The organism is Nocardiopsis yanglingensis, from assembly GCF_045809185.1.
Lineage (GTDB): Bacteria > Pseudomonadota > Gammaproteobacteria > Xanthomonadales > Xanthomonadaceae > Stenotrophomonas > Stenotrophomonas yanglingensis.
In genome coordinates this window covers 51,626-54,312 of record NZ_JBJNRH010000007.1, presented here as the reverse complement: position 1 = coordinate 54,312, position 2,687 = coordinate 51,626, and the positions used below count along the sequence as shown (strand labels likewise).

The following is a 2,687-nucleotide window of genomic DNA, read 5'->3' as shown; positions in this document are numbered from 1 at the left end:
GCGTTTCTGCGTGGCCAACTTTTTTTTGTCCACCCGGGGGGGCCCCCCCGGGGGGGGGGGCCCCCCCCCCCGGCGCCCGGTTTACAATAGGTGGATGAATACCCCCCTTCCGATTGTCCGCCTCAAGAATGCGTGGCGTTCCAGCCACCCGTGGATCTTCCAGAAACTGGTCGAGAAGCCGACCGTCCGGCCCAAGCCCGGTTCCATCGTCGACGTGGTCGGCATCGATGGCGAGTTCATTGGCCGCGGGTTCTACAACGGGCACTCGCGCATTGCCGTGCGCATCCTTGAAACCGATCAGAACGTGCCGGTGGATGCCGGCTGGTTCTCGCGCAAGATCGCCCAGGCGGTGTCGCTGCGCCGTGAGGTGCTCAAGCTCGATGCGGTGTCCGACGCCTGGCGCGTGGTGCACAGCGAAGGCGACGGCCTGTCCGGCCTGGTGGTCGACCGCTACGGCGACCTGGTGGTGGTCGAGTTCTTCGCCGCCGGCATGTTCCGCCACCGTGAGTGGATCTACGACGCCCTGCGCGAACAGTTCCCGGGTTGCCGCTTCCACAGCTTCGCCGATGAACACGTGCAGAAGCAGGAAAGCTTCGACTTCCACGGCAACACCACCACCGAAGCAGCGGTGATCACCGAGTACGGCATCAAGTTCCGCGCCGACCCGGCCGGTGCGCACAAGACCGGCTTCTTCGCCGACCAGCGCGAGAACCGCGAATGGCTGAGCCAGCAGGTGGAAGGCAAGAGCGTGCTGGACCTGTGCTGCAACACCGGCGGTTTCGCCGTGTACGCGGCGGCGCGTGGTGCCACCGAAGTGGTCGGCATCGACATCGATGAAGACGTCATCCAGATCGCCAAGGGCAATTCGCGCCTGAACAACGTGCGCCCGAAGTTTGTCCAGTCCGACATCTTCCCGTGGCTGCGTGATGCCGCCAACCGCGGCGAGCAGTACGACGTGGTGATCCTGGACCCGGCGAAGATGACCCGCGACCGCGACCAGGTCATCACTGCGCTGAAGAAGTACCTGGACATGAACAAGCTGGCGCTGGGCGTGGTGAAGCCGGGCGGCCTGTTCGCCACGTTCTCCTGCACCGGCCTGGTGGCCGAGGACCAGTTCCTCGACATGCTGCGCCGCGCGGCCTATTTCTCCGGCCGCACGATCCAGATCCTGAAGGTGGCCGGCGCCGGTCCGGATCATCCCTTCATGGCCCACGTGCAGGAATCGCGTTACCTCAAGGCCGTGTTCTGCCGCGTGGTGGACTGACCCCGTGATGCCGTAGCGCCGGGCGCGGCCCGGCGCTACCCAATGCGTGGCCGCAGCGCTATGGTCGGGCTCTTCCCATTCGCGGTGAGAGCCCATGCCATCGTTGCGCCACCTGTCCGTCGTGCTTGCCCTGGCGCTGTGCGCGCCACTGTCCGCCCACGCCATCGAGTTCAGCGCGCAGGAGCTGGCCAGCGCCAAGGCCCTGCAGCAGCGCCTGGTTACTCTGGACAGCCATCTGGATACGCCGGCCAATTTCGGCCGCACTGGCTTCGACATCGAGCAGCGTCACGACCGCAACGCGCTTTCGCAGGTGGACTACCCGCGCATGGTCGAGGGGGCGCTGGACGGCGGCTTCTGGGCGATCTACACCGACCAGGGCGACCGCACCGCCACCGCCCATCTGGCCGAGCGTGACCATGGCCTGCAACGGCTGCTGGAAATCCGCGAAATGCTGGCCGCCAATCCCGAGCGTTTCGCGCTGGCATTGACCGCCGATGATGCCGCGCGGATCAAGGCCGCCGGCAAGCGCGTGGTCTACATCAGCATGGAAAACGCCAGCCCGCTGGTGGCCGATCCCAGCCTGCTCTCGTTCTACCACCGTGCCGGTCTGCGCCTGCTCAGCACCGTGCATTTTGCCAACAACGAGTTCGCCGATTCGGCCACCGACCCCAAGGGGGCCGAGTGGAAAGGCCTGAGCCCGGCGGGCAAGGACCTGGTGCGGCAAGCAGTGAAGCTGGGCATCGTGATCGACCAGTCGCATGCGTCCGACGCGGTGTTCGACGACCTGCTGGCGATGATGCCGGTGCCGTTCGTGCTGTCGCACAGTTCGGCCAAGGCGGTCTACGATCACCCGCGCAATCTGGATGACGTGCGCCTGCGCAAGCTGGCCAAGGCCGGTGGCGTGATCCAGGTGAACGCCTATGGCGGCTACCTGATCGACACCGCGAAGACGCCCGAGCGCAAGCAGGCCGAAGAAGCGCTGAGCAAGCAGCTGGGCGGCTGGGAAGGGATGGGCATCGAACAGGGCGTTGCGCTGTTGAAGGCCGAGCAGGCGCTGGACCACGAGCATCCGGTGCGCCATGCCAGCCTGGACGATTTCTTCGCCCACTTCGAGCACATCCTCAAGGTGGTCGGCCCCGAACACGTGGGCATCGGCCTGGACTGGGATGGCGGCGGTGGCCTGAGTGACCTGCCTGACGTCAGCCAGCTGCCGAAGATCACCGCGTGGCTTCTGCGCAAGGGCTATACCGAGAAGCAGATTGCCGGCATCTGGGGCGGCAACCTGCTGCGGGTGATGCGCCAGGCGCAGGACTACGCTGCAAAGCAGGGCGGTTGACCGCCCTGCGGTAGTGCCGGCCGCGGGGCGGCCATGCCCCCAACCACCGCATCCCGGTAGCCGGCCCGCGGCCGGCCCAACCCGAGT

Annotated in this window: 2 protein-coding genes; both read left to right on the top strand. The window is 66.5% G+C overall.

Going from position 1 to position 2,687, the window contains the following annotated elements; translation table 11 throughout:
- Nucleotides 1-94: 94 nt before the first annotated feature.
- Complete coding sequence (locus ACJ7C5_RS11560) at nucleotides 95-1,264, top strand: class I SAM-dependent rRNA methyltransferase (protein WP_032128500.1); 1,170 nt, start codon at nucleotides 95-97, stop codon at nucleotides 1,262-1,264.
- Nucleotides 1,265-1,358: 94 nt separating this feature from the next.
- A complete protein-coding gene (locus tag ACJ7C5_RS11555; protein ID WP_412703960.1) occupies nucleotides 1,359-2,600 on the top strand; it encodes a dipeptidase in 1,242 nt (413 codons plus the stop codon).
- Nucleotides 2,601-2,687 lie beyond the last annotated feature (87 nt).